The organism is Leifsonia sp. (assembly GCF_051955155.1).
Classification (GTDB): domain Bacteria; phylum Actinomycetota; class Actinomycetes; order Actinomycetales; family Microbacteriaceae; genus Leifsonia.
Window position 1 is genome coordinate 1 of sequence record NZ_JBQCGZ010000112.1, and the last position, 6950, is coordinate 6950.

Below are 6950 nucleotides of genomic sequence, written 5' to 3' on the forward strand. Positions count from 1 at the left end.
TGAGGAGAAGACATGAGCGAATCGATCGAAGCGCTGCGCAGGAGCGTCAGCGGACGGGTGATCGCGGCAGGCGACGCGGACTTCGCGGCGGCGGCCCGCACCCCGCTGGTGGTGGCGGACCCGGCCGTCGTCGTCCAGGCGGCCGGCACCGACGACGTGCGCGCCGTGATCGGGTTCGCGGCGTCGGCCGGGCTCCCGCTGGCGGTGCGCGGCGGCGGGCACTCGTTCGCCGGCTTCGGCACGGTCGACGGGGGCGTCGTCCTCGACCTGCGCGCCATGGACGAGGTGGTCCTGCTCGGCGGGCGCCGCGTCCGCGTCGGCGGAGGCGCGCGCTGGGGCGAGGTCTGCGCCGCGCTCGTCCCGCACGGGCTCGTGATCTCCTCCGGGGACACGGCGAGCGTCGGCGTCGGCGGGCTGACGCTCTCGGGCGGGATCGGCTGGATGGTGCGCTCCCAGGGCCTCGCCCTCGACAATCTGGCGGCCGTCGAGCTGGTGACGGCGGCAGGCGACGTCCTGGTGGCCGACCGCGAACGGAACGCCGACCTGTTCTGGGCGGTGCGCGGCGGTGGCGGGAACCTCGGCGTCGTCACGGCGTTCGAGTTCGAGGCGCACGACGGCGGCGAGCTGACGTTCGGCCGGATCACCTTCCCCGCGTCGGAGGCCGGCCGCGTGCTGACCGGCTGGGCCGACCAGCTGCGCGGCGCACCGGAGGCGCTCAGCTCGGTGGCGAAGCTCGCCAACCCGTTCGCCGGGGGCAGGGAGGCGCCCGTCGAGCTCGTGGTCGCCTTCGACGGCGCTCCCGCGGATGCGCAGCGCGCGATCGATCCCCTCCGCCGGCTCGGCACCATCCTCGCCGACGACGTGTCGGTGCGGGCGTACCCCGACGTGCTGGAGCCGGGCGGCGTGCTCCCGCCCGGTTTCGGGCTGAACGTCCGCGACGCGTTCGTTCCACCGCACGCGCTCGGCGCGGCCATGACGACGGTCGCCGAGATCGCCGCGGAGGAGCAGCCGGCCGTCTTCAGCGTGCACGCGCTCGGCGGCGCGATGGGACGGGTGGCGGCCGATGCCACGGCGTTCGCGCACCGCTCCGCCGCCGCGATGATCACCACGTTCGTCGCCGGCCCCCTCCCGGTCGTCGAGGCCGCTGCTCCCTCCGTCGCCCGGACCTGGGACCGGCTGGCGCCGCACGTCTCCGGCGCGTACGCGAACTTCCTCGGCGGCGCGACGGCGGCGGACGTCGCCGCGGTGTACCCGGAGGAGACGGCGCGCAGGCTCGCCGCGGTGAAGGCGCAGTACGACCCGCACAACCTGTTCGCGCGCAACCACAACCTCGCGCCCCAGCTGGAGCCGGTCGGGTAGCGGCGCGGGCTGCCGTCACCGGCGGCGGCCGCGGCCTGGCCGGAGCAGGCAGACGGCCGCCGTCCCCGCGGCCCCGAGCGCCGCGGCCCGCCAGCCGGCGGCGACGCCGAGGCACGACGCGATCAGCACGGCCGCCGAGACGCCGAGCGCGGTGCCGAGCTGCGCTCCGGTGTTGAGGATCCCGCTCGCGCTTCCCGCGAGCCGGCCGGGGACGGCGGTCCCGATCGTGGTGGCGGCGACGGAGGACAGGCCGAGCCCGGCGCCGCTCACCGACACCCCGGCGAGGACGCCCCACCAGCTCCCCGCCGTCAGGGCGAGCACGGCGCAGCCCGCCGCGATTGCGCCGATACCGATTCCCGCGACCACGCGCGCGCTGAGCCGCGCGAGCACCGCCCGGCTGGCGCTGGAGGTAAGGATGACGCACACGCTGAACGCCATCAGGGTGAGCCCCGTCGCCACCGGATCGAAGTGCATCCGCTGCTGCAGGTAGAGGGTCGCGAGCACCGCGGCCGAGCTCGTCGTCGCCGTATTCACGAACGAGAGCGCCGTCCCCTCGCGCAGCGGGCGCGAGCGGAACGCCTCGCGCGGGATGAGCGGGTCGGGCGCGCGCCGCAGCCACCACGCGAGGAGCGCCGCCAGCAGCAGGCCGGCCGCGACCGCGGCGATGCCGAGGACGCGCGTTTCGCCGCGTTCGATCCAGGCCGCTCCCGCGATGACCGACATCACTGCGAGGATCAGCAGGGCTGCTCCGAGGACGTCGACGCCGGTGCCGGCGACCGCGTCGCGGGAGGACGCCACCGCCAGCAGGATGCCGGCGCCGAGCGCGACCGCGAGCGGCACGTTGACCCAGAACACCGCCGGCCAGCCGAACCACTGCACGAGGACGCCGCCGACCAGGAAGCCGGACGCGCCCGCCGCCGCGCCGGTCGCGCTCCACGCGCCGAGGGCGGCCGCCCGGCGGGGACCCTCCGGCGCGGCGAGCAGCAGCAGCCGCAGGGCGGAGGGCACCGAGAGCGCGGCCGCCGCGCCCTGCAGCGCCCGGGAGACGAGCACCGCAGCGAGCGCCGCGCCCTGCCATAAGGCGGCGGTCGCCCCCAGTACGGAGACAGCGCCGAACATCCCGACCCCTACCAGCAGGACGCGGCGGTGGCCGTACCGGTCGCCGAGCCGGGCGCCCAGGATCAGCACGCCGCCGAAGAACATCGCGTAGACGGTCGCGAGCGGCCCGGCGGCGGAGCTGTCCGCCCCCACGCCGGCGAGCAGGGCGGGGATGGCCGTGGTGGCGCTGGTGACGCCGAGGACGTCCACGAACTGCACGAGGCACAGCACCGCCACCGCTCCCCGTCGCATGCGCGTCACTGTACGCGCGGGGCCTGACACGCCGTCGGTCGCACGCGCTACCCTGCTGGCGTCGAAGGGTGAGCCGATGTCGTTCCACGATCTGCACGTCCAGCCGGAGCCGCTGCTGCTGCCGAACGCCTGGGACGCGGGCTCCGCTATCGCGTTCGCGGCGGCGGGATTCCCCGCGGTGGGCACGACCAGCTTCGGCGTCAACGCCTCCACCGGGCGACCGGACGCCGGCGGCGCGAGCAGGGAGGCGACGGTGGCGCTCGTCCACCGGCTGCGGTCCCTGCCGGTGTACCTGACCGCCGACATCGAGGACGGCTACAGCGACGACCCCGGCGAGGTGGCCGCGCTGGTCGCCGGCCTCGGCGTCGCCGGCGTGAACCTGGAGGACTCGGCGGACGGCAGGCTCGTCGACCCGGCCATCCCGGCCGCGAAGATCCGCGCGATCAAGGCGGCGGCTCCCGACGTGTTCGTGAACGCGCGCGTCGACTCGTACTGGTTCCACGAGGACGACACGGTCGAGGCGGTCACCGCTCGCGCGCTGACCTACGCGGAGGCGGGGGCCGACGGCTTCTTCGTGCCGGGCGCGGCGGATCCGGCGACGCTGGAGGCGCTCGTGGCCGCCGTTCCGCTGCCGCTGAACGTGCTCGTGGTGCCCGGCCTCTCCCTCGGCCGGCTCCGCGACCTCGGCGTGCGCAGGGTGAGCACCGGCTCGCTGCCGTACCGGGTCGCGATCGACGCCGCCGTGGATGCGGCGGTGGCCGTGCGCGACGGCCGCCCAGTGCCGTCCGCCACCTCCTACGCCGACATGCAGCAGCAGCTGCTCGACTTCGCGCGGCACGCGGACGCCGGCTGACCGATCCCCGCGCGTCCCGCTCTGTTCCCGTGGCGACAAACGGCGTGCGCCCGCGTGCAAGCCGTCGCGCGCGCGTGCCGCTTGGATCGGTGGAGTCGCGCATCCCCCAGCGCGCTTCCCCGAGGGAGTAGAAGCATGACCTCCACCAACGACGTCGCCGTGAGCACCGGCGCGGCCGCCCCATCCCACCGCCGGCTCGGCGTCCCGGCCGTCACCTTCATGATCGTCGCGGCATCGGCGCCGCTGACGGTCCTCGCGGGCGGCGTCACCACGACCTTCGCCGTCACCGGTGTCCTCGGCGTTCCGCTGTCGTTCCTGCTGCTCGGCGCGACGCTCGCGATCTTCGCGGTCGGCTACGCCGCGATGAGCAGGTACGTGACCAACGCCGGCGCGTTCTACTCGTACGTGGCGCAGGGCATCGGCCGGCCGATGGGCGTCGGCGTCTCGCTCGTCGCCCTGGTCTCGTACAACGCCATGCAGATCGGCGTGTACGGGCTCTTCGGCTATCAGGTCGCGTCGCTGCTGTCCACCAAGTTCGGCTGGGATGTGCCCTGGTGGCTGCCTATCCTGGTCTGCATCGCGATCGTCGGCGCGCTCGGCGTGAACCGGGTGGACCTGTCGGCGAAGGTGCTCGGCGTGCTGGTGGCGCTCGAGTTCCTGGTCGTGATCGTCTACGACATCGCGTCGTTCGTCGTCGCCCCGGAGGGCGTGACCGCCGAGGCGCTCAGCCCGTCCGCGCTGTTCGTGCCCGGCATCGGCGCGGTGTTCGCGTTCGGGATCGCCGCGTTCATGGGTTTCGAGTCGGCCGCGATCTACGGCGAGGAGTCGAAGGACCCGCGGCGCCCGGTCGCGCGCGCGACCTACACCGCGGTCGGCGTCATCGCGATCTTCTACGCGCTCTCGTCGTGGGCGATGACCATCGCCTCCGGGCCGAGCAACGTCGTCAAGGACTCCACCGAGCAGGGCCCCGACTTGATCTTCTCGTTCCTGCAGTCGCACGTCGGCGTGCTGATCAGCGACATCGCACAGGTGCTGTTCATCACCAGCCTGTTCGCGTCGCTGGTCAGCTTCCACAACGCGGTCGCCCGCTACTTCTTCTCGCTCGGCCGCGAGGGCGTGCTGCCGGGCTGGCTGGCCACGGTGCGCAGGCACAGCAGGGCGCCGTGGGCCGGATCGCTGACCCAGACCGTCCTGGCCGTCGTCGTCATCGCCGCCTTCGCGCTGGCGAGCGTCGGCTGGGTGCCGCCGAAGGGCGCCCCCGCCATCCTGTTCCCGGTGCTCACGCTGTTCTCGTGGCTGACCAACACCGGCGCGCTCGGACTGGTGCTGCTGATGGCGATCGTGTCGTTCGCGGTGATCGGCTTCTTCCGCCGCTCCCGGCACGGCCTCGGCTCCTGGCAGCGGGTGGTCGCCCCGGCGATCTCGGGCGTCCTGCTCGGCGTGGTGTTCATCCTGATCGTCGTCTACTTCAACACGCTGCTGACCAGCGACCCGACCGCGCCGCCGTCGGCGACGACGTTCCTGCTCCCCGCGATCGTGATCGCCGCCGGCGTGATCGGGGTGGTCTGGGGCGCGGTGCTGAAGCGCAGGAACCCGCGGGTGTACGCCCAGATCGGGCACGGGACGGAGGAGGAGGGCGCCCCGGAGCTGGGCGCGGACGCCGACGCGTGACGCCGGCACCGCTTGACCCGCCTCGCGAGAGCGGATACCGTCGCTCCCCGTGAACCGCCTTCCGCTGATCCGCCGGGCCGTCTGGGTCCGCTGCCGCGCCGGCCTGCCCCCGGTGCGGCTCGACGGTCCCGGCGAGTCCTCCCGGCGGGTCGCGCCTGCGCTTCGCGCCCGCACGGAACCGGCCCGCCGCCGCGCGGCCTGACCGGCGCGCCCGGACCGCTCCGCACCCGGGCCGCCGCGCACCCGCGCGCAACCCGCAGACGCGCACAGCCGCGCGGCGTATGGTCGGGCGACTGCACAGGTAAGGGGTCCGTCATGATCGCGTTTCCGCGCAAGAGCCAGCCCGTCGTCCGGGAGTCGTCCGTCCCCGGCGGCGTGGGCGCCGCCTCCGAATGGTCGTGGCGGCTGCTGGTGATCGCCGCGCTGGCCGGCCTGGTCATCTATCTCGTGATCGTCTTCCACGAGATCGTGGTGCCGCTGCTCGTCGCCCTGCTCGTGGCGGCGCTGCTCCAGCCGAGCGTCGCCGCGCTCGTGCGGCACCACTGGCCCAGGTGGGCGGCGATCGCGCTCTGCCTCGTCCTGTTCGCCGCCATCATCGCCGGACTGGTGCTGCTCGTGGTGTGGCAGGTCAGAGCGGGACTGCCGCAGCTGGAGCACGAGTCGGTCGCCGCGTACGACCGCGCGAGGCAGGCGCTCCGCCAGCCGCCGTGGAACGTCAGCGACCGAGAGTTCGACTCCTGGATCCGGAGCGCGGGGGCCTTCGCGCAGAAGGACAGCTCCGCGCTGATCGGCGGCGCGCTGCGCGTCGGCACGACCACCGGCCACGTGCTGGCCGGCGCCCTGATCGCGATCTTCGCGACCATCTTCATGCTCATCGACGGCGGTGGCATCTGGCGCTGGATCACGCGGCTGTTCCCGCGCAGCGGACGCCCGGCGATCCAGGCCGGCGGCGAGGCGGGATGGTCGACCCTGACCGCGTTCGTGCGCGTGCAGATCCTGGTCGCCGCCGTCAACGGCGTCGGCATCGGGCTCGTCGCGTTCTTCCTCGGCCTGCCGCTCGCCATCCCGATCGGCGTGATCGTGCTGCTGTTCTCGTTCATCCCGGTCGTCGGCGCGATCGTCTCGGGCATCATCGCGGTCGGCATCGCCCTGGTCTTCGCCGGTCCGATTCAGGCCGTGATCATGCTCGCGGGCGTGCTGCTCGTCCACCTGCTGGAGGCGCACGTGATGCAGCCGCTGCTGGTCGGCGGTGCGGTGAAGGTGCATCCGCTCGCGGTCGTCGTCGGCGTCGCCGCCGGCACCGGGCTGGCCGGAGTGCCGGGAGCGCTCTTCGCCGTGCCGTTCCTCGCGGTCGCCAACGCGATGATCACCGCCATGCTGCACTCGCACGATCGCCCAGCACCGATCGACGAGCACGGCGAGACCGAGACGGCACCGCACCACGAGAGCGAGGTCACGGAGCCGCCCGGCGGCGACTAGCCGTCACTAGTGGACGCTTGTGGTCGCTCTTGGCGGGCCTCACGCGACATGAAGCGTCCACAATTCTCCAGACTCCACGCGCTGGGGCGAGCCCGTCAGCGCCGAGGGCCGGTCAGCGTCACCGGCGGCACGAGCTCGGCCACCCGTTCGCGCACCCACCACACGTGGTCGCGGCGGAGCTCTTTCCAGCTGGAGAACCGGTAGAGGTATAGGGATGCTCGCACCATCGCCGGGCGCT

The 6950-nt window shown here is 73.8% G+C and carries 5 protein-coding genes; 4 read left to right on the forward strand and 1 reads right to left on the reverse strand.

Going from position 1 to position 6950, the window contains the following annotated elements; genetic code table 11:
- Positions 1-12: 12 nt before the first annotated feature.
- Positions 13-1359: an FAD-binding oxidoreductase gene (locus tag ACTHMF_RS12180; protein ID WP_440317866.1), complete on the forward strand. Its 1347-nt coding sequence runs from the start codon at positions 13-15 to the stop codon at positions 1357-1359.
- A 15-nt stretch (positions 1360-1374) separates the two neighbouring features.
- Here ACTHMF_RS12180 and ACTHMF_RS12185 read toward each other — a convergent pair whose 3' ends face one another.
- A complete protein-coding gene (locus ACTHMF_RS12185; protein ID WP_440317868.1) occupies positions 1375-2709 on the reverse strand; it encodes an MFS transporter in 1335 nt (444 codons plus the stop codon).
- A gap of 76 nt (positions 2710-2785) precedes the next feature.
- Here ACTHMF_RS12185 and ACTHMF_RS12190 point away from each other — a divergent pair, with 76 nt between their 5' ends.
- From ACTHMF_RS12190 to ACTHMF_RS12200, 3 genes are all read left to right on the forward strand, one after another.
- On the forward strand, positions 2786-3562 hold the full coding sequence (locus tag ACTHMF_RS12190; protein ID WP_440317869.1) for an isocitrate lyase/PEP mutase family protein: 777 nt from the start codon (positions 2786-2788) through the stop codon (positions 3560-3562).
- A 135-nt stretch (positions 3563-3697) separates the two neighbouring features.
- Positions 3698-5233: an APC family permease gene (locus ACTHMF_RS12195; RefSeq protein WP_440317871.1), complete on the forward strand. Its 1536-nt coding sequence runs from the start codon at positions 3698-3700 to the stop codon at positions 5231-5233.
- Positions 5234-5548: 315 nt separating this feature from the next.
- Positions 5549-6712 carry an AI-2E family transporter gene (locus ACTHMF_RS12200; protein WP_440317873.1) on the forward strand — a complete coding sequence of 388 codons (1164 nt, stop codon included), beginning with the start codon at positions 5549-5551 and terminating at the stop codon, positions 6710-6712.
- The last annotated feature ends 238 nt before the right edge of the window (positions 6713-6950 follow it).